The following is a 25,305-nucleotide window of genomic DNA, read 5'->3' on the forward strand; positions in this document are numbered from 1 at the left end:
CTGTTAAGCATTTAAACAGGGATAAGAGCATTACCTTTATTTTTAAGTTTTCGCTCCCATTTAATAATTAACTGTCCTTCATTTAAAAGTTGATGCAATAAATATTCTAATTCTTCGATTGATTTAAATAGTCGATTAGCAATAAATTCTTTTGCTGAATGCCAAACTAATTCAATTAAGTTATAATCCGGGCTATATTTGGGGAGAAACTCTAAATGAATATTGGGCATTTCGGCAGCAATTTTCTGGAGATATTCAGCTTTTTTGTGGAAACTAGCATTATCTAGAATTATCACTATTTTGGCTCCTTTTTCCGCAAATTCATCGGCTTCATTGCCAGCAGCTACCCATTCAGCAATCAATTCTTGATAAAACAGTTTTAGCACTTGATAAAAACTTTCTGAATTGCTTTTATCCAGAAACTCCACAAACCTTTTCTTGTCGGAATACCTCAGCCCTCCCATTACATTAATCCGACCCTTTCTTCGCTCTCCCCTCACCTCTTTTCGGCTACCTTTCTTACACCAATTCTTTCTTTTTATCACGCTTAAACTAAAACCGCTTTCGTCCCAAAACCATACTTGTAAACGTTCTGGGTTATCTTTTTCTATTTTTAAATATTCGGTTATCTTCTTTTTAAATTCTTTTCTTTTTTCCGGCTCTCGCTTTCCCTCTAAGCTGTACTTCGCCCAGAGGTAAACGAACTTTTTTTTCTCTAATATTCTCCTAACTTGCGACCCACTTAATTTTATTCCTGTCGTTTCTGCTAAATATGTTGCTAATCTTTCTGCTGTCCATCTGCCAAATTCGTATCCTAATTCTTTGGGTTCTTTATCTACTGTCTCTAATAATATTTCTCTATATTTATCTGTGGCTTTTTGATGATTCCCCTTCATCCTTTCATCCACTAGGCTTTCCAGATTATCTGGATCTCCATGTACGCACCAATAAGATACTTTATTTATTGAACAGCCCAGAAATTCCGCTATTTTACCTTGAGTTTTTCCATCATTTAGCAACAGTAACATCAGAATTCTTTCTCTAATGTTTCCATTTTCTTCATCTTTTAGGGCTTTTTGTAGCTTCTCTACTTGTTCTAAACTCAGATGATTCTTTGCTGGCATTCCCTGACTCATTTTGCTCGGTTGACTTTTCCATTTTACCCTATTTAAATGATTAACAGCTTATCGATTAATTTATCAGTTAGTGTCTCCCCATTTTGTTTCCTTACTATTGATTTACTCTAAGTCCGATCGAGCCGATGTAGCGATCGCAGAAATTGAGGATGCTATTGAAGAAGTAATGAAAGAAACCTAAATTTTGGTTAGAAATTATCATTTTTGAAAACGAAAACTTGGAGTTTACTCACTAACTGTACGTTCGCTCATTTTTGAAGGGTGAGAAGAATTAATAGCTTACTGTGTAAAGTTTCAAGGTGATTGTGGAGCGCATGGTGGTGATACCGTGTAATACTTGGGGAAGGCTTGGTTAGTTTAACGATGTAATACAAGGGATAAGAGTAATGTGGAAGCGGGACATTCAAGGCAAGTTCGCACTCAAAGACGATGATTACCGTCAAGTGCGCTCTTTAAGGGTAACTGATGAAACCTGGAAGGCTTTGGGGATAGCTGCTGAATGCTTATGTATGACGAGAGCAGATTACTTGGAACAGGTGATGAGAGACAATGCTAGCCCAAGTATTACATGGACACTAGAGCCCAGAGATCAAGCCCAAACTACGGTGGCGGAACTGGCGATTAGGCCGCGCTCCGTGGCAATACTGGAAACTTTACGTGACCAAGTTTTAGTACAATTAAAGTTAGGTAAGCAAGCTCCAGGCTACAAAGCAGCACTCAAAGCCCTGAATCATTTTATTGCGGCACTGACTCACCAGGATACACAAGAGTCTGAATAGATCACAGGAAAAACAGTGGAAATAAGTTCCGAGCGAATAGACGATATTCCATTGATTGTGGAATGGCTCAAACAGATGGAAATAGCCAAATGTATTGACCAAAAACTCACTCCACCACATGGAAACCACAAAGGACTCAGCTACGGACAATTGAGTGTATTGTTATTAACATATATAATTACCCAGTCAGACCATCGGTTGTCTGCTGTGGAAGCCTGGGTTCAGGCACACCAACAGATTTTAGAGTTAAGTACGGGGTGGTCGCTCAAGGAAAAAGATACTACTGATGACCGATTGGCAAGGGTAGTTGAAGAGTTAGGTAAGCAGTCAGAGGCAAGGCGGGAAATAGAAGTAAAATTAGGACGACATCTGATTCGGGCCTACGAATTACCGACAGAAGTGGCACGAGCTGATACAACTAGTTTTAGTGTGAATCATCAACAGGGAGAATCAGCACAAGAAAGTCTACTGCATCATGGGTACTCCAAAGACAAGCGTCCAGACTTATTGCAATACCGTCAATTACTGGCAACCCTCGACCCGATGGGAATGCCACTGCTCAGTGCGACCCTAGAAGGTAATGGCGCTGATGACCCATTATATTTTCCGACCTGGGAACAAATGGCAAAGGTGATGGGACACAAAAATTTTGTCTTCATCGCTGATTGTAAAGCTGGCTCGATGGCAACTCGCGCCCAAATTGCTGCCAATGGAGGTGTTTATTGCTTCCCTGTACCCATGAGTGGACAACACCCCCAATATCTCAAACAGTGGGTACTCTCCCCACCAGCAGAAACAGTGTCCATTCGTTTACCGCGACAAGACGAAGAAGAACCTGCTGTGGGAAAGGGTTTTGAAGTAGAGTTAGGCAAGTTTTGGTTCAACGAAGAAACCCACAAGTGGGTACGTTGGCTAGAACGCTACTTGGTAGTTTATTCCCAAAGCCTTGCGGCTTCTGCCATCCGTGGTCAACAGCAACGCATATTGACGGCTAGAGCTGCTCTGGATAAATTAGAAAAGAAGCCGGGTAACGACCGGGAGCAACTGGGCCATAAAGTAGAAAACATTCTCAAGCGCTATCGGGTCAACGATTTTTTCTCAACCACGATTACAGAAGAAATCATCTTTGAAACTCGCCCTGTAGGACGGGGACGACCATCAAAAAATTCTCCGACTGAGGAAGTAACTAGTATTTCTCTTCAACTTCATATCCAGCAGATTGATGATGCGATTAAGCTTTCAGAAACCTTGGCCGGATGGCGACTGTATGTCACTAACGCCCCGACCACTCGACTGACCCTACCACAAGCTGTCATGTATTACCGGGATGAATGGCTCTTGGAACGTGGGTTTCACCGTTTTAAAAGAGGTTCCTTGCCAGCCCTACCCATTTACTTCCAAAATGAAGACCGAATTACTGGCTTAATGTTCATTTTGAATATAGCTTTGCGCGTATTTACCTTGATGGAGTTTATGGTACGGAAGGCTCTCCAGCAAACGCAACAATCTTTGGCTGGTCTTTATGACGGCAATCCAAAGCGAAAAACCAATCGCCCATCTGCGGAGCGAATGCTTCGGGCTTTTTGTCACCTTACTCTCTATCACCTTCCTGACTCTACCATTTTCATCACGCCGCTCTCCGAGCTTCAAAAACAGATTCTGGCACTGATGAAAATGCCAGAATCTCTCTATCAGCTAGATTCATTGCACATTAAGACCTAATTACGTCTTACCCCCTATAAAATCAGCACTCCCCCGTGTATTACACCGAAAACCTGTAGGTTCACAGTCTTTTCTGCGATTTGACTGACTTCGTACCGTGTAATACTACGTCAATCTGCTCTACCTTTGCCAAGTATTACATGGTGATGGTTTTAATCCGATCCACAATTACCTTGAAACCTTACGCAGTAAGCTATTAATTACTCTTACCCTTCAAAAATGAGCGAACGTACAGTCACTAAATCACCTCCGAAAAAATACTAGACTTTTGCCGAAACAAGGCACAACTGTTCACTGAAATTTCATCGCTGTTTATCAAAGGTAGTGATAAATTAGCAACCTGAACAGCTGCTATTTATATTTAGCAGCGACATTCGCAAAGCTCGATCGCCAAAAATCACTCATTCTCTAAAAATCCGTAAAGATATTAAAAATTAATACACAAATTTATCAACTCTTTACTATTTTATACTAGGCAAAATCACCAAGATAGTCGATAACTAAATTAGGTGGCTTTTTAACACCTAACTATTGTTAAGCCCTGAAGCAAATTTATGGTTAACACCGCAGTCAAAATTCCTTTCGTAGATCTAACTCTGCAACACCAACCAATTCAAAGTCAAATCGAACAGGCGATTCAAAGTGTACTCCAGAAAGGAGATTTTATATTAGGAAAAGCAGTAGCCGAATTTGAAACAGCCTTTGCCACAGCCTGCGGTGTACAATATGCAGTTGGGGTAGCTTGTGGAACCGATGCGATCGCACTAGGACTACAAGCTTGTGGCATCAAACCAGGTGATGAAGTAATTTTACCAGCCAACACTTTTATTGCCACCTTAATTGGTGTACTCCACGCCCAAGCCACCCCAATTTTAGTCGATTGTGACCCGGAAACCGCTTTAATTGACTTGACAGCTGCCGAAAAAGCTGTTACTCCTAAAACTAAAGTCATTTTACCAGTCCACCTCTACGGTCAAGTAGTTTCGCCTCAACAATTACAAGATTTCGCTGCTGCTCATAATTTGCTAATTTTTGAAGATGCTGCTCAAGCACATTTAGCTCAAAGAGAAGGTTATATAGCTGGAAGTATTGGTAAAGCAGCCGCTTTTAGCTTTTATCCGAGTAAAAATTTAGGCGCAGTGGGAGATGGGGGAATAGTTGTTACTAACGATGCAGAAGTAGCACAAAAATTGCGATCGTTACGCAACTACGGAGCCCCACAAAAATATGTTCACACAGAATACGGTACTAACAGTCGTCTTGATACTATACAAGCCGCAGTACTGAATGTGAAGTTACCACATTTAAATCAATGGAATTCGCAACGCAACACCGCAGCTAAAGAATACGATTCACTTTTCGCACCACTACAAAACAAAGGAATTATTCCAATTCAAAATCACAGTCAAACGGGACATATTTATCATCTTTATGTTGTGCGGATTACAGAAAACTGTCCCGTTAATCGAGAAACCTTACAAACCAATTTAGCAGATATTGGGATTCAAACAGGTGTCCATTATCCCATACCTTGCCATCTGCAACCCGCTTATAAATATTTAGGGTATCAAGAAGGAGATTTCCCCGTTGCGGAAACACTCGCAAAACAAATTCTCTCCTTGCCAATGTACCCAGGTTTGAGTCAAAATCAGGTTAAGCAAGTTGTGGATGCGATCGCTAAAATATTGGGTGCTAGCTAATTGATTGGTAGTTGGTAGTTGGTAGTTAGCAGAATTTTTTCTTTTTAATTACCAATTTCCTAACTAACTAACAACAAATGACAAATGACAAACAACCAATGATAAATTATGCAAACAAAGCTAACACTTCGTCATAAAATTGAGAATAACTTAGTCTTGATTGCCATATCAGCTGTTCTAGCACTAATGTATTTACCGCTATTGTGGCATTGGTACGAAGGCTGGCTAAAAAAAGATATCGGCATTATTCATGAATATTTTAGTCATGGCTTAATCGGTATACCTTTTGCTGCCTATATAGTCTGGTTAAATCGAAAAAAATGGCATCGCTTACCAGACAAATTCCATCCTTTAGCAGTTGGGTTTTTAATTATTGGCGGCATCTTTTATGTGAGTGGTTTAACTGACTTTGTTAACTTATCATTGCCGATAATTTTAACGGGAGTTTGTTTGTGGTTAAAAGGTATTCCCGGATTAAAATTACAAGCATTCCCTTTAGTGTTTGTGCTGTTAGCCACTCCTAACCAAATTCCTTACTTAATTGAACCTTATGCCTTACCGCTGCAAAGTTTTATTGCAGCGGTTGCTGGTTTTATTTTGACACAATTTGGCGTTCCGGTAGTGGTAGAAGAAATTAATTTATATGTAGGTGGACAAATTGTAGAAGTTGCACCGCACTGTGCTGGGTTAAAAATGTTATTTACCAGTTTGTATGTAGGTTTAATGTTACTTTATTGGACGGGAGTTTGGCGATCGCTCACTCGCAGCATTATCTTTTTAGGCAGCGCCGCCTTAATCAGCGTGATTGCCAACATCATCCGCAACACATTGCTAACATATTTTCACGGTACAGGTAACGAACAAGCCTTCAAATGGTTACATGAAGGTAGCGGTGGTGATATCTACTCCGCCTGTATGTTAGGCACATTAGTTATTTTAATCAACCTCATGGAAAAATATTTTCCCATTGACTCTGATGAACCAGAAACTCGATCGGGATTTATTGCTTCTCATGATGAACAGGATTAATTATTGGGATTTATTGATTCAGTTGAGATTCAGGATTAATCAAGAAATCTAGTAAATCTTTATTTCTCCTGAACTCAAAACTCAAAACTTAAAACTTTCTCTTACCCATGTTGATGAAACTCACCAAACAAAATATTAAGTTTAACCAAATTATCTTGCTCCTATTCCTGATAATTTTACTCTTAGTAGGAGCAGTTCCCGGATATTTGCAAAAACATTGGTCTTGGGAAAAACCACTGCCAGTGACAACTATTTCTCAAATGAGACAGATTCGCCAAAAAGGATTAGAAATTCCGGGATGGCAAAGCAAAAATAGCAAAGAAGTATTAGTCAGTCGGGAAAAATGGCTGTACCAAGAAGTGCAAATTGACCCTCAAACTACGGCAATTCTCTTGTTACGTCCACAAAAAGATGATAAAGACCAACCGCAGGTGCAATGGGTAGATGTGGAAGGGTTTCAACATTGGCAAACCGATCGCGATCGTACCGTACAGTTTACCATACCCCCAACAAGCCAACACCCACAACCGACCACAGTCAAAGCCCAATACTTTCGCGGTTGGAATCGGCAACAAACCTTTGCCGTATTACAATGGTACGCTTGGTATTCTGGAGGAAGCCCAGACCCAGCCAATTGGTTTTGGTCAGACCAAATTGCCCAATGGCAAGGAAAGCGCGTTCCTTGGGTCGCAGTTAGCATCCAAATTCCCATAGAACCCTTGGGCGACATCGAACCAGTATTACCCCAGGCTAAATCTTTGGGTCAAGCCGTGCAAACTGCACTCATGTCTACCTCATTGTAAAGAAAGAAAAGTTAAAATTTCGCCAACATGAAAGGAGCGTTCTTTCCGCAACAGTTCAAAGCAATCTCGATTCTGGGAATTTATACCAGCAGTACCTTATTGCTTACCGCTAGTTCTCTGTCGTGGTTTGAGCAAAAAAGCTGGGGAAGAGAAATAATCGGGAACAGGGAACAAATATCTCGTGTAACCTTGTCTGGGCGATTTTTGCTAACCCAACAAACCCAAAGGGTAGAACCATCAGCCACCCCCTTGACTCCCCAAGCACCGATTACCATACCAGTAGTTCCCTTTGAACTTCAGGAGACACCCCAACCTTTTAGAGCCAATCCCCAGTTTAGACCTTATCGGTTAGGTTCTAGCGATGTTCTTACGATCGCAGTCCCCAGATTTCCCGAACTCAGCGTCCAAGCAGCTGTAGGGCCAGAAGGAAATATCATCCTACCATTAGTCGGCAATCTATCAGTCAGAGGTCTAACCATAGAAGAAGCCACAGAAAAAATTCGTGCTGCTTACAATCAATTCGTCATTAATCCTATAGTCACAGTCGGATTAGCCAGCCAACGTCCCGTACAAATCTCCGTAACTGGTGAAGTAGTCCGCCCTGGTCTTTATGGTCTGGGCGCTTTACCCCGCGTTTCCACCGCCTTACTAACAGCAGGAGGTAGCACCACTCAAGCTGACTTACGACAAGTACTAATTCGTCGTTTCTTGGTAGATGGGTCTTTTATTGAACAAAGAGTAGATTTGTTTACTCCCTTAGTAGCAGGAGAACCAATTCCCGACCTGCGTTTAGAAGATGGCGATGCAATAATAATACCAAGACTGCAAGTAGGAACCGAGCAAAATTACAATCGTCAACTAGTAGCCACTTCCAACTTAGTCCAACCAACGATTAATATTCGGATTTTGAGTTATCCTAACCAAACAGTGGGTAATCTTAATGTTGCTAATGGGAGTACCTTTTTGGATGCCTTCACTGCGGCTGGAGTGTCTTTACAAGGTACTGATATAGAAAGTGTAGCTGTAATTAGGTTCGATCGAGAAAGAGGAAGAGCGATCGTTCGAGAACTCAACGCCAAACGCGCCCTCTTTGGCGACGCTTCCCAAAATATTCCCCTCCAAAATAACGATGTCATAGTCATAGGTCGCAACCTAGTAGGCAGAATTACTTTCGCCCTGAACATCTTTACCCAACCTTTCCGTGATATTTTAGGATTTCTCCTCTTCTTCCAAGAATTAACCGATAATGCTACCAATCTGTTCCGCCCCTCCGGTGGCAACTAAAAGAACTGGAATACAGAGATATTATTAAAGATAATGATTAGTAGATTAACAAATAAAAATTACCCCAAAAAAATCTTTAAATAAAACAGCAATTCATTATGACTTTACCAATTGTTAAACGCTATCTCATCGCCTTTAACCAACATAAATGGACTGGATTAGCCGCAGCTGTGTTAGTTACGGGGGCATCCTTTGTAGTTGCCAAACAACCAGTACCTCCAACAGAATACCAAGCTGAAGGAGTTCTGATTACTAATCCCCCAACCGTAGTTTTTTCCAAAACAGCATCTGACATTCAACAGCCAGTAGCCACCCCAAAATTGATCAAAAATAGCGATGTAATTACATCAGTGGCGCAGGAAACAAAAGTAGAGGTAAAACAATTACTAAAAAAACTAAATATTAATATACCTAAACCCTCAGTAGGGAGAGGTGAAACGCCACCACCGCCTAGAATAACTGTTAGCTACATCGATACAAATGAAAAACGGGCTCAAGCTGTAGTTAACAATGTACTAGAACAGGCAAGTAAATATAGCCGTAAAATCAATACGACTCGCTTAACGACTATTATTAGCGAGATTAACAAACGTTTACCTTTGGTAGAAAGAGAACTGAGACAAGCAGAACGGAATTTAGAGCAATATACTAAACAAGAAGGTTCAGTTTTATTGGCTGCCAAAAATGGTAGTTTGGTGCAATCGATTTTGGCTAGCCAAGGACAGCAGTCTGCTTTACAACTTCAAATCCAAGGTACTGATACTCAAATAGCTAGTTTACAACAGAGGTTAGGATTAAACCCAGACCAAGCTTATGCTTCTTCTGCTCTCAGTGCTGACCCAATTATTGCTAATTTGCGAGTGCAAATTTACCAAGCAGAATCTCAGCTGGAAATTCTCAAGAAAGATTTGCGACCAAAACATCCAAATATTATTCAACTTCAAAAACAGATCCAATCTTATGAGGAATTGCTCAAACAACGTGCTTCCGAAGTGATTGGCGGTAACGGTATAGCAGCACCACTACAAAGTGCTAATGAAATTCGCCAAGATAGTAATCTCGATCCGGCTAGGCAAGCATTAGCTAATCAATTGGTAGCCTTGCAAACTCAAAGAGAAACCTTGAGCGAGCAACAAAAGGCTTTGGCGCAGGAAGAACAAAGGTTAAGACGGGAATACGCTACGATTCCTAACAAGCAGTTAGAGCAAGCCAGGTTACAGGAGAAGTTGCAACTTAAGCAAAATGTCTATAGCCAAATGCAAGCAAGTTTGGCAGATGCTCAAACGGCAGAGGCGGAGACGGTTAGTAGTTGGATTCCAGAGGGTGAGGCGCAAGTTAATAAGTTAGCGAAGGAAACCACGAATCCGATTATCATTATTGGGGCTGGAGGTTTGGTGGGAATTGTTGTCGGTGGGGCTATTATTTTTCTTTTGGGTGCTTTGGGTGGCGTATTCCAAACTATGGAGGATATCCGCGCTGCAATGGTACAGCGAGATATAGTTGTGCTGGGAATTTTGCCTTATATAGCGATTCCTGACCCAGATTTAGGAGAAACGCCGATTATTTTAGAGCCGCATTCACCTTATTTGGAGCCTTACGAACGGTTACGGACTAATTTGCGTCGTGCTAGTGAAGATCCGGTGAAGGTAATTTTATTAACTAGCGTGACTAATGAGGAAGGAAAGAGCGTGAGTGCTTATAATTTGGCGATCGCTTCCGCCCGTGCAGGTAAACGGACTTTGATTGTTGAGGCAGATTTGCGATCGCCCTCTCTCGCCAGAAGTGTTAAAGTTGCTCCCGATCCTGATGCCTCGATCGAACCTCTTCGTTACTACGGTAACTGGAGCGATTGTATCCGGTTGGTGCCAGAGGTAGAAAATTTATACTTAGCACCAAGTCCTGGCCCAATCCAACAACCAGCATCGGTTCTTGAATCTAGCGAGTTCCGTCGCTTATTAGAAGATGTGCGCGGTCGCTTTGATATGGTGTTTATTGATGCTCCGGCTTTGAGTATTTGCAACGATGCCTTTGTCTTGGAACCAATGACTGATGGCATGATATTAGTAGCTCGACCGGGCTACACTGTGGAGAGTATGTTCGCTGAAGCCGCACAACAATTAACAGAATCGGAAGATATTACGTTCTTGGGTGGCATTATTAATGGTACGGATATGGCGATCGGCAAAACTCCTCTATTAACAGAACAAAAATTCATGGCGACAGAACCAGAAACCCAAAATTTAACAGAGGAAGAGGAACCGGAAGAAGTCAAAGTGCCAACCAAATAAAATTGCTTTGAGGATTGGGGACTGGGTGCTGCAATAGAACAGCGTCACTAAAACTGTTCAAAGTTAGATTGGTTGCGAGATTGATTGGCAAATAAACCTAAAATAGGTGCTAAAATTGCGCCAAACACAAAGCCCCCAGCGTGTGCCCAGTAAGCGATTCCTCCGCTTTCCATGCCCACATTTGCTGGAGTTTGTAAACTAGCAATACCGTAAAATGCTTGTTGCACAAACCAAAGACCTAAGAAGAAGAAAGCTGGAACATAAAATAAGAAATATCCAAAAAATGTGAGGATTCTAGCATTTGGATATTTGAGAATGTAAGCTCCTAAAACTCCAGCGATCGCACCTGACGCACCCAAAGAAGGAATCCCCGATTGCATGGCAAAAAACCACTGCGCCAACCCCGCTAATACCCCACAAGCTAAATAAAAAATCAGAAACTTCACATGACCTAAAGCTTCTTCCACATTATTACCAAAAATCCACAAAAACAACATATTACCAATCAAATGAGCAAAACCAGCATGGAGAAATTGAGAAGTAATTAATGTTGTCCATTCTGGCACTGGTTGATTTGTTGCCACACCAGCGAAACTAGCACTCAGTTCTCTTGGTACTACTGCTGCTAAATGAAAAAAGCTTTGTAATTGCTGCGGTGGTAAACTCAATTCATATACAAAAGCCAGAATATTAGCAATAATCAGCCCATAAGTCACATAAGGAGTGATTACAGTCGGATTTTCATCACGAAGGGGTACCATTGTTACTTTTCCTTGACAAGCATTTAGTTGAAGGATATCCCACCTTTTGCGGTACTGTCTTCTAACTCCGGGTGAGTAATGGAATATTACATCCTCAAAACTCAAAAAATAGCCCTTAGAAGGAAAAACCAAACTAAGGGAAAAGGTTACTGCTTCAAGCAAAACCTATGTAAATTTGCTAACTAAATTAAGCTAAATGACCAATACTCTACCAACCCTTTTGAGCTTGCTGTAACACATAAGTAGCGACATCTTCAATTTGTTTATCCGAAAGACGACCACCAAAAGCTGGCATGGCATTTTTGCCTTTTTTTATCTGTTTAGTAATAGCTTTTAGAGAATTCATATTATACTTCTCTAAAGCTTCTTTCTTCAGGGTTTTATTAGCCATAATTACATTATTTCCACCCAAATGGCAGGCAGAGCAATTAGCGCTAAAGATTTTAGACCCGACAATTGCATCTCCTGCTAGTGCAGGACGACTAAAAGCAAAAGTTAATATTGCCGTAGTTAGCAATAAAACTGTGACTAATTTTTTCAATGTGTTTCTCCTTGGCTTAACCGACTCAGCAAGCTGTAAAATTATTGCCCAAGAACATTTTATGCTGCTGACAAATGCTTTACTTTAGTGAACCATAGAGAAGCACAAAGTTTGCCGTCTTTGCTACTAGCAGGCAATGTAAGTTAATGGGTGAAACTACTGTGGTTATTCAACAGTAATTTTGCCAATCATACCTGCGCCTTGGTGAGGTTGGCAGAAGTAGGTGTACTCACCAGCAGGAGCATCAGCAGGAAATGTTGCTGTAATTTTGTCACCTCGGTTCATAGCCAGTTTAGTGTTAGACAGGGATTTTGCTAAAGCTGCACTCTTAGCAGGGTTTTTCTTTGGATCGAAAACTACGTTGTGGGGAGGAACTTTGTTGTTTACCCACTCTACAGTGTCTCCTGGTTTGATAGTCACTTTAGATGGCTCAAACTTTAGCATTCCATTATCTGCGCCCATTTTGATGGTGACGGTTTCCGCAGCTGCGGGGGAGGTCATCAACAGGAAGCTACTGGCGACTAATACCATAGTCAATAATGCTAAACTCAAGCGCCGCCAAATTGCAGACATAAATTTCATAATCTTCTCCTGAGATTACCAGTGAACTTGGTTTCCTTAAATTAAAATACCAAGCAAGTGGACGTTTTTGCTGGAATAATCTTAAATTTTGCCAGCGATTTAAAGGGATGAGTCTGGAATTGTAGTTACCAGACGGAAAAAATCTTTACCAAATGCCGATTAATTGGGTGTTTTAACCTGAGTTTTTTCTGCAAGTGGGAAAGCCAAAAGAAAAAGTTAGTGATAATATTTTCTCTTTCTTTTGACTTTTGATTTTGGTTTTTGTGCTAATGGAGAGTGGGTTTAGAAATAGATTTTGCCACCGCCCCATCTAACGCCGACAATTTTTGGTTGAATTAGAATGTGTCCGGCGATCGCTTCGAGATCGTCATCTGTAAGATCGCGCATTTCTGTGAAAATGTCACTACTCTTCTTACTGGGGTGAATTTCTGCGATCGGAATTTCTCCATCGTAGCTAGTAGGATTTTTCATATAATCCACCAAGCTTTCGATATTGTTACGAGGTGGGGTTGCCAAAGCCAGAGCTTCTGGTTCTAGACCTACGTTCGGGTCAGTTTTGGTAATCCCACCATTGTGACATTGAGAGCAGACATTATTGAACAGGCGTTTGCCTTTCTCCACCTGTTTTGGACTTAGTACGATCGTATCGCCTTGTGCATTCTTAGGTACTGTACGGGTTTCTACATCGAGTTCAGTGGCAAAAGCACTACCCACCATCATTTGAAAGGTGAAAATCAGGGTAGCCACAGCAAGCCAGAAATATTTTTTTAGCATTGTTCTCCCAAAACAATAAGGCGAGCGTGATTGTAATTTATTTAGGACTCAATCTCAGCGAACTCTGGCAAACTGTATTATCTAAACAGTTGAGCGCAGCAGTTCTGTTTACCATTGATTAGGTTTGACTGGGTGACTTTGGCTCAGAAGCTGTCCCAGGCTTAACATTAGCTACTCAAGAATTTGTATTCTGGTTGTCCGAGAATAAATCTTCCTGGTGGTTAGTGCCTGAGTCTTGGCTTTGAGCCATAATTTCGGAAATGATTGCCTTAGCATCCTCCAGAGCCAAACGAGTCTGGGGATTTTTGTAAGGAATGCCTAATCGATCGCAAATTTGGAACACTTCTGTAACAGCAGTGTCATAGTCCGCTGCGATTTCGGCTATTGACAGATTAGCAAAACCCATACTGGTTTTTTACAAAAGATTGAGTCTCTCTCATAATGATGCCACTGAGCGGCACCTTTTCTAAGGCTGAATTAAAAAGTTCCAGTTTTGGGAGAATTTGAATTAATAACTTAAAACTCAAAACTCAAAACTCAAAACTCACCCTTGTCCCAGTCCCCAGTCCCCAATCCCCAGTCCCCCATCAAGAGCGATGTCCAGTGACAATGTAAGCGACCCTTTGACCGATGTTGGTGGCGTGGTCTGCCATGCGTTCTAGGTGACGGATAACTAAGACTAATAATAATATTGGTTCTATTACGCCTTTGATGTCGCGTTGTCCGGCTAGGCGTTGGTAAAAGGTTTCGTAGGCGATATCGACTACATCATCTTCTTGTTTGACTTGTCTTCCAGCTTCTGCGTCTAAGTCAGCTAAGGCTACTAAGCTCATAGCTAACATTGCTTGAGCTTGATGGGACATGGCAGTGATTTCTGCTAAATAGGCATGGGGTGGATAAGGAAAGAGTTTGATGGAAATTTCGGCTAAATCTTTAGCATAGTCGCCAATTCGTTCTAAATCTCGGACTAATTGCATATAAGCACTTAGTAGGCGCACGTCTTGGGCTACTGGTGCTTGTAAGGTGATTAGAGCAGCACAGTCTAATTCTATTTGGCGGTAGAGTTGGTCAATTTGTTTATCAATTAAGGGGATCGATTCTGCTGCGGCTAAGTCTCGGTTGAATAGGGATTGATGAGAGAGACGGAAAGATTGTTCTACTAATGCACCCATGCGTAAGACATCACGTTCTAAGCGCCTTAGACTGCGCTCAAAGCTGATGCGTTCGGGTGGGGGGTTAAAAGGAGAGGAGTTCACCCTAATTTATCTACCAAATAAGGTGTGATTACGTAAATTCTAATAGGTTACAGATTTTTGATAAGGTAATTCTATTTTTAGCCAAGCTCCTCCGGTTTGGGGATGATTTTTGGCTGTGACGGAACCACCGTGAGCTAGGATGATTTGGCGGACGATCGCTAAACCTAAACCACTACCCGTTGTACTAGATTTTATCGTGCTTTCTTGTTCTAAGGAAGAAGCTGCTTGTCTTTTTCGAGAAGGATCTCCTCGATAAAGTCTTTCAAAAACAAACGGTAGGTCTGATTCAGGAAAGCCAGGGCCACAATCTATAATATTAATCTCTACAACTTTAGTAATATCTATCTGAGGAGAGATGTTGAATTCAATTCTAATTTCTCCATCTTCTGGACTATATTTAATGCTGTTATCGAGAATATTTAAAAAGACTCGGTATAGGCGAGACTCATCACCTTCAATTTGTAGGGGTTCTGGGCCAAAATAAGTCAAATGGAGTTTTTTGGCGTTATGCAAAGGTTCTAAACTTTGCCAAACAGCGTTGATTAACGATCGCAAGTCTAAGGGTTGATAGCGCAGCTTATTGCTAGAGTCGGTTTCCAGTTGACCTAGTTCTAACCAATCTTGTACTAAGTTGATCAGCCGATTAACTTCTGGAAGTAAACGTTCTACCCAACGGCTTAAAGGTGGTTCTAGACGATCGTGTAAAGCTTCTGCTACTAAGCGAATCGAGGTGAGGGGCGTTCTCAGTTCATGTGCTAAATCTGACACCCAGCGATCCTGGGCTTGGGAAAGTTCGACTAAGGCTTGCCGATTTTCTAAGAATACTCCGACTCGCCCATTGGATAAGGGTAAACTGGTGGCTCGGATGGTGAGGGATTTGGGTTTGAGGCGTTCTTGATATTCTGTGGTTTCTGCGATCGCACCAGCTGCACCAGCAAGTACCGTGTTAGCCTGTGGATCGGGACGTATGGCTTCTGGGTTCGAGTAAGTTGGATGAAATACCCATTCTTGCTTGATTGGTTGTTGTTGATGACGAGTTCGATCGATCAATACGTCGAGTTCGTAGGAACGGACTAATTCTAGTAGCAAGCGCACTTGTCCAGGTTCCCACCTATCTATGTTTAACATCTGCCTTGCTTGTTCGTTACACCAAATCAGCTGATTTTCTTCATCCACCATGAGAAAGCCGCTGGGTGCTGCTTGGAGGATAGTTTCCCAAGTTTGGATTTCACTTTCTAGTAGTTGGCGATGTTGATTTACTAAAGCCACTCCCCGACGCAAACGAGAAATTATAGATAAAGCAGAGTCAGTATCAGATACTTCCAGAGATAGCAATAATTGCTTTAAGCGTCGATTAAAGCGCATTCGCCAGAACAAAGAAATTGCCAATCCTATTAATAAACCAATTAGAATTTCAACAATAGGCATTTGAGCGATCGATGGCTAGCGACCAATGATAACTATCAACTAACCACATATCAACATATCAACCGAATCCCCAAAAAATAACAACTATCCAAATCGATAACCAAAACCCCGAATGGTAATAATGTATTCTGGGCGACTAGGATCTTTTTCCAATTTTTCCCGCATCCAGCGAATATGGACATCGACGGTTTTACTATCACCAACAAAATCTGGGCCCCAAACTTGGTCGAGTAGTTGTTCTCGCGACCAGACGCGCCGAGGATAGCTCATAAATAATTCTAGGATGCGGAATTCTTTGGGGGCAAGGTTGATTTCTTCTCCGCGCAGTAAGACACGACATTCTTGGGGATAGAGTGTAATGTCTTTATACTGCAAGATTGGTGGCTGTGCTAACCCGCTGAGGCGTTGACGACGGAGTAATGCACGACAACGGGCGACAAATTCCCGCATACTGAAGGGTTTTGTTAGGTAGTCGTCTGCGCCTACTTCTAAGCCTAGTACGCGATCGGTTTCGCTGCCTTTGGCACTGAGAATTAAAATGGGGACTGGATTACCTTGACGACGGAGTAACCGACAAATATCTAATCCATTGACTAGGGGTAGCATGATGTCTAACACTACCAAGTCAATGAATGATTCTCCGATGTCGTTGCTGGCGTTTTGCAGGATACTAACGGCTTTTTGTCCGTCAGCGGCTGTGAGTACTTCGTAGTCTTGTTCCTGTAACGCCATGACTAGCATTTCACGAATCAGGTCTTCGTCTTCTACTACTAGGATGCGTCTTTTTTGCCCGATTTCGGTTCCTGATGGATTTTGAGCTATCTCAAGGGAAAACATGATTGAGAAAGTTTGTGCTGACTTGTTCCATCCAAACAATAGCGCGATCGGTGCTTGTCAAGGGAGAAGCACAGGAAAATTTCCGAATTGAATTCGGGTTGAGGATTTTTTTACCAAGATAAGGCTTAAATCAATATTATTTGAAATAAAGATTGTTCAATAAATGCTACAACAAAGTTGACATATCAATTTTTTTTTATACGATAGAGTTATGCTCCAAAATTTTCAATTGATTTTGAGGTGCTATGAGCCAAGCAATTGAGACATCTGAAACTAGCCCCATCCAAGTAGCATTTGTGAATAGCGATATTTTGAAGCTACCAGGGCGAATTGGCTTGACGATCGCTCCGGGGAAAAAGGGGGTGGGTTTAAATGTTCAATGGAAGCGAAACCTTGATATTGACCTAAATCGTCTCAAGCAGGAATATCAGACTGATTTACTGGTCTGCTTGCTAGTTAAAGCTGAATTAGAAACAGCCAAAATTACTGATTTATTGCCAAGGGCAGAAACAATGGGGATGAAGACAATCTGGTTCCCTATTGTAGATTTAGGTATTCCTTGTTCGATCGCAGATTTCACAACGTTTATAGAGGTTTTGTTAGATGCAGTTCGTGCCGGACAGACAGTGGTAACTCATTGTCGGGGTGGATTAGGTCGTACTGGTACAGTTGTAGCTTGCTGTCTGGTGCGTTTGGGCTATGAACCGTCTGAAGCTATCCGGTTAGTACGCACTGTGCAAGCAGGAGCAATTGAAACCAAGGAGCAGCAAAAGTTTGTGACTCTTTGCCAAAGAATATGGAATTCCGATCGACGAGAAATTCTCCAAGACCAAAGTTCAAAATATTCTCAATAGATCTGTAAATCTACTGTTACAATAAGGCGTTAAAAAGATAACCAATACTGATAATACCTACAGTTACTAGGGAAATGAATACGGCTAGTAATTGGGGACGTAAGACTTTACGTAAAATTACGATTTCTGGCAAGGAAAGGGCGGTGACTGCCATTGTGAAGGAAAGTACTGTTCCTAATGACATTCCTTTGCTGACTAAGGCTTCTGTAATTGGTAAAACTCCGGCAATATTCGCATATAAGGGAACGCCAATTAATGTGGCAATGGGAACGGCGAATGGGTTGTTATTTCCTGCCCATTTGGTAATCATGTCTGCTGGGGCATAACCGTGAATTGCTGCACCAATTGCTATTCCTCCAACTACATAAGGCGATACGGTTTTAAAGATTTCGGTGGCGGAATATTGTCCTTGGGCAATTCTCTGTTTCCAAGTTAAGGGTTTTTCGGTTTCTGTTTGGTCTAGTTCTTGGTTTTGTCGGGTTTTTTGCAGTTCCCAAACGAAGGGTTCTACCCAGTTTTCTAGTTTTAGTAGGCCGATTGTGTATCCGGCTGCGATCGCTAAAATCACCCCAAATCCAATATAAATCAAAGTGACTTTAAAACCAAATAATCCCCAAAGTAATATTACCGCAACTTCGTTCACCATCGGCGCGGAAATTAAATAGGAAAATGTTACTCCTAATGGAACTCCTGCTTCTAAAAATCCCATAAATAAAGGAACTGCCGAACAAGAACAAAATGGTGTAACAATGCCAATTCCAGCAGCTAAAGAATTGCCCCAAATCGTGCGTTTCCCTCCTAACCAATATCGCACTTTTTCCGGTTCTAAGAAGGTTTGCACTGTCCCCACTATAAAGCTTATGACTAGCAGCAATGTGAGAACTTTGGGAACGTCGTAAAGGAAAAAATGCAGGCTTGCGCCTAAATGTGTTTCTAAGGATAAGCCGAATAATTTCGTAACTATTTGGCTGGCTAACCAGTCGAAGGGATAAAATGGATCGAACATTTGAGTTTACACTTGCAATAATGGCTTGATTTCTTCGGGTGAAATTACTTTTCCTTTGCTGACTACTTTGCCATTTACTGCTAATGCTGGGGTGGACATTACTCCCCGTTTGACTATTTCAATTTGATCGGTTATATGGTCAAGTTCGGCGGTAATTCCTAAGTCAGTTATGGCTTTTTTGGCGTTTTCTTCTAATTGATGACATTTTTTGCAGCCGGAACCTAGAATTTCTACTTTGATGTTAGTCATAGTTGTGAAGCTTAGGTGTTGAATTACTTTTTTATTATACCTTTTAACTAATTGGTTATAGAGGGTTTTTCATTATTTTGTAATGAAGATGATTGGGCGATTGAAATCGCTGCTACACAAACAAAGTCCGCCTACGCGGACTAAAGAATTAGGGGGTATTTAAGGCGGATTTTGTATTAGTCAAATTTAGCTAAAGAAGAAGCAAAAAAGAGAGTATCAGTTTAGGGATTGAGTTTGATTAGATTCGGCTAAGATTGACTCTATCGATCGCTTTGCTAATGTCAGTCATTGTTTCTTGAGTGCCTTTTTCTTTTCGCTCACTGTAGCGATCGCACAAATAATCCACCTCTCCTCGCAATAGCAAAGTAAACTTAAAAAGTTCTTCCATGACATCGACGACGCGATCGCGATATGAAGAATCTTTCATCGTTCCATCTTCATTAAACTCTTGGTAAGCTTTTGCTACGGAAGATTGATTTGGAATCGTGAACATCCGCATCCAGCGCCCTAAAATGCGAAGTGTATTTACCGCATTGAAAGATTGAGAACCACCACTCACCTGCATGACGGCTAAAGTTCTTCCTTGAGTTGGTCTGATTGCTCCAATACTTAGAGGAATCCAGTCAATTTGGTTTTTCATGATACCGCTAATTTGACCGTGTAGTTCGGGGCTAGACCAAACCTGTCCCTCAGACCACTGGCTTAATGCCCGTAGCTCCTGCACTTTGGGATGAGTATCAGGAACGCTGCCGTAAATCGGTAGTTCTCGCGGATCGAAAAACTTTACCTCTGCGCCAAACTCCTGAATAATTCGAGCCGCTTCTTCGGCTAATAAACGGCTGTAAGAACGATCGCGCAAGGAACCATAAAGAAACAGAATTCTCGGAGGATGGTCAAACGTGGTCATAGGATTTTAGCTGCGGACAGATTCAGGAACAGAAATCACGTTATGTGAGGCTTTACTCCAAGCTTGGGCGCTCATTTGCACCGCATCCCAAGGACTCCCTAAAGGAGGGGTATAACTGAGGTCGATCTCGTTTATCGCTTCAACGGTCATGCCATGAAACAAGGCAGTGGCATAAATATCAACTCTTTTGGCAACTTCACCCTGGTAATGCCCTGCAATTTGAGCACCGAGCAGCTTTCCCGTTTGGCGATCGCCCGTGACCCGAATTCGGAGTTGGTGCGCTCCTGGGTAATAAACCTTGTGATCCCAAACCTCTGACTCCACTGTTAATGGGTCAAAGCCTGCTGCTAATGCTTCCCGATCGCGCAGTCCTGTACGGGCAACTGCTAAGTCAAAGATTTTAACCACCTGCGTACCCAAGGAGCCAGCAAATTCTTGATTGCCACCCACTGCGTTTGCACCTGCTACCCGACCTTGCTTATGGGCAGTAGTACCAAGAGGCAGGTAACTATTTTGGTTGAGAACACGATGCCAAGTTTCTACACAATCACCAGCTGCATAGATGTCTGGGAGATTGGTTTCCATCTTTCGATTTACTCGAATAGCCCCTGTCATCCCCAACTCAATGCCAGCGGTTTGAGCTAGATGAGTATTTGGTTTGGCACCAACAGCAACCAAAACTAAATCTGCGATCGCCTCAAACCCATTGGAGCCAAAAACTTTTAGCTGATTCCCTTGTTGTTGAATGGTTTCGAGCGACACCCCTGTTGCCACCGTTACCTGATGTCGTTGGAGTTCAGCCCGAACCATTTCTCCTAAGCTGGGATCGACGGTTTTGAGAACGCTTGGATTGTGTTCAACTAGCGTTACATTCAATCCACGTAACACTAAAGCATCTGCCATTTCCAAGCCGATATAACCACCCCCCACAATAACCGCAGATTTTGGATGGAACTGGGCGATGTGTTTCTCTACAGCAAAACTATCTGCCATCCAACGCAGAAAATACACTCCCGGTAAATCAATCCCTGCAATATGGGGACGGTTTGATAAGGCTCCTGTCCCAACGAGCAGGCGATCGTATGTCAGCAGTTTTTCGTTTCCTTCTATATCAACAGCAATAACAACTTTTTCTTGAGGACGAATTGCTGTAGCGGTGTGATTAGTTAGCAGTTGAATTCCTGCCAGAGTGATATCTTCTTTTGTCCGGTGTGCCAAATTTCGCCAGTCTGCGACTTCACCGCTCAGGAAGAACGGCAACCCACAGATACTGAAGTTGGGAAAATCATCTGCCATGACGATGATTGGAGTAACCGTAGAGTCTAGCTCTTTGGCGCGTAAAGCAGCACTGATTCCTGCATCGCTACCACCGACGATCAGTAATTGAGTCATGTTGATGTTTTTCCCGCTAACGACTGCAAAAAGGTGAGTTGAGCCTCTCGTAACTCAGCATTGGGATTGGCGGTTTGGATAATCTGCATTGCATCATCATACGGAGTGCCTGTCAGAATCAGATAGGCTGCGAGCATTGTTCCTGTCCGGCGATTGCCACTAGTACAATGCACTGCAACAGCTTTGCCTAATTGATTTTGCTGCTCGATGAAGGCTTGAAGTGCTTGAATCTGTTCTACAGTGGGAGCATTTCCGCCTTTTGTGGGTAGCCAGCGGTAATCGAGGTTTGCCTGTTCGTACAAGTCAAGATTTGAAGGGTCATCCATTACGGAAACGATCGCTCCAATTCCCGCTGCTTTGAGTTGCTCAATTTCCTCTGGCAGAGGTTTCCGTACTCCGGCTAATTTTCCCGGAATCACCCACCAAAGGTTTTCTAGAATTGGCTGTGTTTCTTCCATTAGAGACATACCTATGCAACAGAGGAAACTTGTAAGGTTTCAATCAGACGAACTACTCGATCGCGAATCTCATCCCGCACTCTGGGGAAAATCTCTGGTTGTTCGGCTGGATCGTCTAATTGCCAATCTTCAAATACTTCTCTTGTTAGCCATTGGGGGGGAAGATTTACACCACATCCACAAAGGGAAATCACGACATCGAAATTTTCAGGTTTAAATTCACTTAAGGCTTTTGAGGTTTGATGGCTAATATCTACTCCTGCATCTTTCATTGTGGCGATCGCTTCTGGTCTAACTTGAGAAGCTTCTAGTCCAGAACTGGTAACTTCAATTAAACCAACTCCAAGTTGCTTGGCAAATCCTTCTGCCATTTGCGATCGGGCTGAGTTTTTCTTACAAACAAACATCACTTTTTTCATTATCCCGATCCTCCTGTTAAGTATTTCATCTAATCCGAAAAGTCCTGAAAGTTGTTGGAAATCTGTCGATAGATAATTACGGCTAATTGTGCTCCTAAAATTGGTGCGATCCAATAAATCCAATGGTCTTGCCAAAATCCTCCAATAAAAGCGGGGCCAAACGATCGCGCCGGATTCATACTTGCTCCGGTAATTGGCCCCATAAATGCTGCTTCTAATCCTACGGTTAATCCGATCGCTATTCCCGCAAAACCTATGGGGGCTCGGCGATCGAATCCTGAGCCTAAAATCACAAACATTAATATGAAGGTAAGAATGGTTTCTAAGACTAAAGATTGCGACCAGTTTCCATTTAAAGGTAAAGTAGCTCCGAGTTTGGCAATTCTACCAAAACTTAAACGTAATACTGCGGAGGCGGCGATCGCTCCTGATAATTGCGCCAGAATATAAGGCAGGACTTTGTGTTTAGAAAAAACCCCAGTTGCGGTAAATCCTAAAGTTACCGCTGGGTTAAAATGTGCGCCACTAATATGAGCTAATCCATAAATTAATGCTGCTACTACTGCGCCAAACACAAAGCTAATTCCTAAATGAGTTATTGCGCCTTTACTAATCTGGTTTACCATTACTGCTCCAGTTCCAGCAAATACTAGAATGAAGGTGCCGATCGCTTCTACTAATACTTCTCGCCAACAGTAAGAAATTCTGCTCCTCAAACCTTTGGAAAAACCTATTTTTACCATTCTTTTTACCTTGCTTTGTTCCTCTAGGAACTAGAATTTCGCTTGTTTGCGTAATAACTCAGCTAATGTTAAATCTAGCTGGGCTTTACCATCAAATACTGTTCCTACTTTTGCTCGATTAAAATGCACGTCTGCCAGGTGATAACCTTCTTCTGGTAAAGGTACATAACCTACAGCTTTTACTGTTTCTGGCGCATTCTTGATGTAGAATTTTACAAAGTCTCTTAATGCCGGATTATCTTGGGCAGATTTAGCATTAACGTAAATAAATAAAGGACGGGCTAAAGGTTGATATTGACTGGCTTCTACATTTTTTAAAGAAGGTGCGATCGCTCCTTTTCCACTATTAACTGGAACTGCTTTTAACTTACCTGGATTATCTTCGTAATACGCTAATCCAAAATATCCTAAAGCATTAGGATCTGCGATTACTCCTTTGGCAATTACTTCGTCATCTTCGCTAGCTGTATAATCGTTACGACTAGCATCAACTTTGCCAACTACGGCTTCGGTAAAATAATCAAATGTCCCCGAATCTTTACCAGGCCCAAATAAATTTAAAGGTCGATCGGGCCATCCGGGTCTTACTTGATTCCAATTAGTAATTTTACCTTCTGCTGCTGGTTCCCAAATTCTTTTTAACTCGGCTACAGTGATATCTTTTGCCCAAGTATTTTGCGGATTAACTACTATTGTTAAAGCATCAAAAGCAACGGGTAATTCAATAAATCTTACCCCAGCTTGATTGCAAGTTTGCATCTCTTGGGCATTAATTGGACGGGAAGCATCGGCAATATCTATTTCTTTGGCACAGAATTTTCTTAACCCTCCCGTAGTCCCAGAAAAAGCTGTTTCTACTTTGGCATTGGGATTGGTTGTTTGGTAATTTTTGGCGATCGCATTCGTAATCGGATAAACCGTACTCGAACCATCAATTTTAATTGGTTTCTGCTGCGATTGTACCTGAGAACATGAGTTCAATAACGCAGCTACACCGACGATTAAAGCAAATGTTCCTAATCTAAAAACTTGGGGCTTTTCGGTTACTTTCATTTTGCCTCCCCCAGTCAAATTATGTAAGGGGTAATAACCATCATTTCAAAAAAAATTGATTTGTCAAGTACATTTAAACAAAACTTGACGATCGCGGTTTACTGCTGGCAGGTGCGGGCGGGAGCGATCGAACTAAAGCGGCGATAATCTGCCAAATACTGCTCTAAAACCACAAATTTAGACAAATTCAGGCTGTAATAAATCCAGCGTCCTTGTTGCTGAGAACGAACCAAACCCGCTTCTTTCAGGGTTTTCAGGTGAAATGAGAGTTTAGATTGACTGACTTCTAGCTGTTCGCATAATTCACAGACACACAATTCTCTGTGTTGCAGTAAGTCAATGATTTGCAAACGCAAGGGCTCAGACAAGGCATGAAACCCGGCACTGATTTGGGTAGGTATGAGGGAAGACTGTACCATCAATTTTTTTTAATACATCATCTAATCTTAAACTTTTTTTGCCACTTTCAGCAATATTTCTTTAGAATTAAATCTGTAAAACAATTGACAACTGGGAATGCTGTTACATTTAAGCACTTGGATAGAAGTAGAAGCTTATTTAGAAAACTCTACGGGCATAATAATGCCAATTGGTTCTACAGAACAACATGGGCCAACAGGATTAATTGGTACGGATGCGATTTGTGCCGAAGCGATCGCTAAAGGTGTTGGCGAAGAAATTAAGGCAATGGTTGGGCCGACTATTAATGTGGGAATGGCGTTACATCATACAGGTTTTCCTGGTACAATTAGCTTGCGTCCGAGTACGATGATTCTATTAATTAAAGACTATGTAACTTGTTTAGCAAAAGCCGGATTTACTAAGTTGTTTTTTATTAACGGACATGGCGGAAATATTGCTACAATGAAAGCCGCTTTTGCCGAAACTTATGCTCATTTAGCAGATTTAAATATCAAAAATCATGAGCAAGTAAAATGCCAAATTGCTAACTGGTTTATGTGTGGTTCTGTTTATAAATTAGCTAAGGAATTGTATGGCGATCGAGAAGGTTCTCATGCCACTCCCAGTGAAGTAGCTGTGACTCAATTTGTTTATCCAGAAGCAATTAAACAAGGGCAACTTGCGGAAGAAGTTGGCAAGGGACACCCCATATATGGTGCTGTTGATTTTCGCAAACATTACCCAGATGGAAGGATGGGATCTAACCCAGCTTTAGCGACACCGGAACATGGAAAGCAATTTTATGATTTAGCGGTGAAAGAGTTAAGTAATGGGTATTTGGAATTTTTAAATGCTGAGTAAGGGTTGACCTTTGATTTTTCGAGGTTATACTTTTAATAGGT

At 41.8% G+C, this 25,305-nt stretch carries 27 protein-coding genes; 9 read left to right on the plus strand and 18 right to left on the minus strand.

Annotated features, from left to right (window positions below):
* Positions 1 to 11: 11 nt before the first annotated feature.
* Entirely contained in the window at positions 12 to 1,124 is a 1,113-nt protein-coding gene (locus ACE1CA_RS19040; protein ID WP_486517970.1) for an IS630 family transposase, read from the minus strand.
* A gap of 398 nt (positions 1,125 to 1,522) precedes the next feature.
* Between ACE1CA_RS19040 and ACE1CA_RS19045 the strand changes: the two genes are divergently transcribed.
* From ACE1CA_RS19045 to ACE1CA_RS19075, 7 genes are all read left to right on the plus strand, one after another.
* Positions 1,523 to 1,915 (plus strand): hypothetical protein, encoded by a 393-nt coding sequence (locus ACE1CA_RS19045; RefSeq protein ID WP_486517449.1) that lies wholly within the window; start codon positions 1,523 to 1,525, stop codon positions 1,913 to 1,915.
* A 15-nt stretch (positions 1,916 to 1,930) separates the two neighbouring features.
* On the plus strand, positions 1,931 to 3,637 hold the full coding sequence (locus ACE1CA_RS19050; protein WP_486517450.1) for an IS1634 family transposase: 1,707 nt from the start codon (positions 1,931 to 1,933) through the stop codon (positions 3,635 to 3,637).
* 554 nt (positions 3,638 to 4,191) lie between these two features.
* Positions 4,192 to 5,337 carry a DegT/DnrJ/EryC1/StrS family aminotransferase gene (locus tag ACE1CA_RS19055; protein WP_413279591.1) on the plus strand — a complete coding sequence of 382 codons (1,146 nt, stop codon included), beginning with the start codon at positions 4,192 to 4,194 and terminating at the stop codon, positions 5,335 to 5,337.
* A gap of 108 nt (positions 5,338 to 5,445) precedes the next feature.
* Positions 5,446 to 6,366, plus strand: coding sequence for a cyanoexosortase B (crtB, locus tag ACE1CA_RS19060; protein ID WP_413279590.1), 921 nt, complete (start codon positions 5,446 to 5,448; stop codon positions 6,364 to 6,366).
* A 113-nt stretch (positions 6,367 to 6,479) separates the two neighbouring features.
* Positions 6,480 to 7,169 carry a cyanoexosortase B system-associated protein gene (locus tag ACE1CA_RS19065; protein ID WP_413279589.1) on the plus strand — a complete coding sequence of 230 codons (690 nt, stop codon included), beginning with the start codon at positions 6,480 to 6,482 and terminating at the stop codon, positions 7,167 to 7,169.
* Positions 7,170 to 7,196: 27 nt separating this feature from the next.
* Positions 7,197 to 8,453 carry a polysaccharide biosynthesis/export family protein gene (locus ACE1CA_RS19070; RefSeq protein WP_413279588.1) on the plus strand — a complete coding sequence of 419 codons (1,257 nt, stop codon included), beginning with the start codon at positions 7,197 to 7,199 and terminating at the stop codon, positions 8,451 to 8,453.
* A 98-nt stretch (positions 8,454 to 8,551) separates the two neighbouring features.
* Positions 8,552 to 10,741, plus strand: a complete 2,190-nt coding sequence (locus ACE1CA_RS19075; protein WP_413279587.1) for a GumC family protein — start codon at positions 8,552 to 8,554, stop codon at positions 10,739 to 10,741.
* 47 nt (positions 10,742 to 10,788) lie between these two features.
* Here the strand turns inward: ACE1CA_RS19075 and ACE1CA_RS19080 are convergent, their stop codons facing one another.
* The 8 genes from ACE1CA_RS19080 to ACE1CA_RS19115 all read right to left on the minus strand — a co-directional run bounded on the left by ACE1CA_RS19080 (position 10,789) and on the right by ACE1CA_RS19115 (position 16,920).
* Complete coding sequence (locus tag ACE1CA_RS19080; protein WP_413279586.1) at positions 10,789 to 11,502, minus strand: rhomboid family intramembrane serine protease; 714 nt, start codon at positions 11,500 to 11,502, stop codon at positions 10,789 to 10,791.
* Positions 11,503 to 11,710: 208 nt separating this feature from the next.
* On the minus strand, positions 11,711 to 12,043 hold the full coding sequence (petJ, locus tag ACE1CA_RS19085; RefSeq protein WP_413279585.1) for a cytochrome c6 PetJ: 333 nt from the start codon (positions 12,041 to 12,043) through the stop codon (positions 11,711 to 11,713).
* Positions 12,044 to 12,208: 165 nt separating this feature from the next.
* On the minus strand, positions 12,209 to 12,625 hold the full coding sequence (gene petE / locus ACE1CA_RS19090; RefSeq protein ID WP_413279584.1) for a plastocyanin: 417 nt from the start codon (positions 12,623 to 12,625) through the stop codon (positions 12,209 to 12,211).
* 282 nt (positions 12,626 to 12,907) lie between these two features.
* Positions 12,908 to 13,399: a photosystem II cytochrome c-550 gene (psbV, locus tag ACE1CA_RS19095; protein ID WP_413279583.1), complete on the minus strand. Its 492-nt coding sequence runs from the start codon at positions 13,397 to 13,399 to the stop codon at positions 12,908 to 12,910.
* Positions 13,400 to 13,574: 175 nt separating this feature from the next.
* A complete protein-coding gene (locus tag ACE1CA_RS19100; protein WP_413279582.1) occupies positions 13,575 to 13,805 on the minus strand; it encodes a translation initiation factor IF-2 in 231 nt (76 codons plus the stop codon).
* Positions 13,806 to 13,986: 181 nt separating this feature from the next.
* Complete coding sequence (phoU, locus tag ACE1CA_RS19105) at positions 13,987 to 14,655, minus strand: phosphate signaling complex protein PhoU (protein WP_413279581.1); 669 nt, start codon at positions 14,653 to 14,655, stop codon at positions 13,987 to 13,989.
* 39 nt (positions 14,656 to 14,694) lie between these two features.
* Positions 14,695 to 16,083, minus strand: coding sequence for an ATP-binding protein (locus tag ACE1CA_RS19110; protein WP_413279580.1), 1,389 nt, complete (start codon positions 16,081 to 16,083; stop codon positions 14,695 to 14,697).
* A gap of 84 nt (positions 16,084 to 16,167) precedes the next feature.
* Positions 16,168 to 16,920: a winged helix-turn-helix domain-containing protein gene (locus ACE1CA_RS19115; protein ID WP_413279579.1), complete on the minus strand. Its 753-nt coding sequence runs from the start codon at positions 16,918 to 16,920 to the stop codon at positions 16,168 to 16,170.
* Between the two features lie 245 nt (positions 16,921 to 17,165).
* On the opposite strand from ACE1CA_RS19115, the gene ACE1CA_RS19120 reads away from it, so the two are divergent.
* Positions 17,166 to 17,774, plus strand: a complete 609-nt coding sequence (locus ACE1CA_RS19120) for a cyclin-dependent kinase inhibitor 3 family protein (RefSeq protein ID WP_413279578.1) — start codon at positions 17,166 to 17,168, stop codon at positions 17,772 to 17,774.
* 16 nt (positions 17,775 to 17,790) lie between these two features.
* Here ACE1CA_RS19120 and ACE1CA_RS19125 read toward each other — a convergent pair whose 3' ends face one another.
* The 9 genes from ACE1CA_RS19125 to ACE1CA_RS19165 all read right to left on the minus strand — a co-directional run bounded on the left by ACE1CA_RS19125 (position 17,791) and on the right by ACE1CA_RS19165 (position 24,420).
* The gene (locus tag ACE1CA_RS19125) at positions 17,791 to 18,780 is read right to left on the minus strand and encodes a permease (RefSeq protein ID WP_413279577.1); all 990 of its coding nucleotides are present in this window, start codon (positions 18,778 to 18,780) and stop codon (positions 17,791 to 17,793) included.
* A 6-nt stretch (positions 18,781 to 18,786) separates the two neighbouring features.
* A complete protein-coding gene (locus ACE1CA_RS19130) occupies positions 18,787 to 19,029 on the minus strand; it encodes a thioredoxin family protein (protein ID WP_413279576.1) in 243 nt (80 codons plus the stop codon).
* A gap of 238 nt (positions 19,030 to 19,267) precedes the next feature.
* Positions 19,268 to 19,936, minus strand: coding sequence for an arsenical resistance protein ArsH (gene arsH / locus ACE1CA_RS19135; protein ID WP_413279575.1), 669 nt, complete (start codon positions 19,934 to 19,936; stop codon positions 19,268 to 19,270).
* 6 nt (positions 19,937 to 19,942) lie between these two features.
* Entirely contained in the window at positions 19,943 to 21,328 is a 1,386-nt protein-coding gene (locus ACE1CA_RS19140; RefSeq protein WP_413279574.1) for an FAD-dependent oxidoreductase, read from the minus strand.
* Positions 21,325 to 21,786: a phosphatase domain-containing putative toxin gene (locus ACE1CA_RS19145; protein WP_413279573.1), complete on the minus strand. Its 462-nt coding sequence runs from the start codon at positions 21,784 to 21,786 to the stop codon at positions 21,325 to 21,327. Before ACE1CA_RS19145 ends, ACE1CA_RS19140 begins: the two co-directional genes overlap by 4 nt.
* Positions 21,787 to 21,797: 11 nt before the next feature.
* Positions 21,798 to 22,205 (minus strand): arsenate reductase, glutathione/glutaredoxin type, encoded by a 408-nt coding sequence (gene arsC, locus ACE1CA_RS19150; protein WP_413279572.1) that lies wholly within the window; start codon positions 22,203 to 22,205, stop codon positions 21,798 to 21,800.
* A 29-nt stretch (positions 22,206 to 22,234) separates the two neighbouring features.
* Positions 22,235 to 22,948 (minus strand): MIP/aquaporin family protein, encoded by a 714-nt coding sequence (locus ACE1CA_RS19155; protein ID WP_413279571.1) that lies wholly within the window; start codon positions 22,946 to 22,948, stop codon positions 22,235 to 22,237.
* Between the two features lie 30 nt (positions 22,949 to 22,978).
* Positions 22,979 to 24,001: a PstS family phosphate ABC transporter substrate-binding protein gene (locus tag ACE1CA_RS19160; protein WP_413279570.1), complete on the minus strand. Its 1,023-nt coding sequence runs from the start codon at positions 23,999 to 24,001 to the stop codon at positions 22,979 to 22,981.
* Between the two features lie 98 nt (positions 24,002 to 24,099).
* Positions 24,100 to 24,420: an ArsR/SmtB family transcription factor gene (locus ACE1CA_RS19165; RefSeq protein ID WP_413279569.1), complete on the minus strand. Its 321-nt coding sequence runs from the start codon at positions 24,418 to 24,420 to the stop codon at positions 24,100 to 24,102.
* Positions 24,421 to 24,517: 97 nt separating this feature from the next.
* Here ACE1CA_RS19165 and ACE1CA_RS19170 point away from each other — a divergent pair, with 97 nt between their 5' ends.
* Complete coding sequence (locus ACE1CA_RS19170; protein ID WP_413279568.1) at positions 24,518 to 25,264, plus strand: creatininase family protein; 747 nt, start codon at positions 24,518 to 24,520, stop codon at positions 25,262 to 25,264.
* The last annotated feature ends 41 nt before the right edge of the window (positions 25,265 to 25,305 follow it).

The organism is Floridaenema evergladense BLCC-F167 (assembly GCF_041929205.2).
In the GTDB taxonomy this organism is placed as follows: domain Bacteria; phylum Cyanobacteriota; class Cyanobacteriia; order Cyanobacteriales; family Aerosakkonemataceae; genus Floridanema; species Floridanema evergladense.